The organism is Micrococcus sp. Mcc28 (assembly GCF_024519775.1).
In the GTDB taxonomy this organism is placed as follows: domain Bacteria; phylum Actinomycetota; class Actinomycetes; order Actinomycetales; family Micrococcaceae; genus Micrococcus; species Micrococcus luteus.
In genome coordinates this window covers 1-322 of record NZ_JALJRH010000063.1, presented here as the reverse complement: position 1 = coordinate 322, position 322 = coordinate 1, and the positions used below count along the sequence as shown (strand labels likewise).

The window sequence follows — 322 nt, the reverse complement described above, 5'->3', positions numbered from 1 at the left end:
TCTACCTCCCCCCCTCCGCGTCCTCTCTTCCTTTCCCCCCTCCCCTTTCCCCCTCCTCCTCCCCTCCCTTCCTTCCCTCCTTCCTTTTTCTTCTCCCTCTCCCTTTCCCCCCTTTCCTCCTCCCTCTCTCTTTTTTCTCTTCTCTCCCCTCCTTCCCTTCTCTTTTTCTTCTTCTCTCTCCTCTCCTCCTCCTCTTCCTTCCCCCTTTCTCCTCTCTCCTTCTCCCTCTTTTCCTTTTCCTCTCCTCTTCTTTCTTCCTCCTCTTCCCTTTCCCCCTTCTCTCTTCCTCTCTTCTTTTCTTTCCCTCTTTTCCTCTCCTTTT

The 322-nt window shown here is 53.1% G+C and carries 1 protein-coding gene; it reads right to left on the bottom strand.

Features of this window, described 5'->3' with window-relative positions:
* Nucleotide 1: 1 nt before the first annotated feature.
* Nucleotides 2-322 (bottom strand): hypothetical protein (locus NR073_RS11465; protein ID WP_256748855.1); only part of this gene is annotated, 321 nt, incomplete at its 5' end.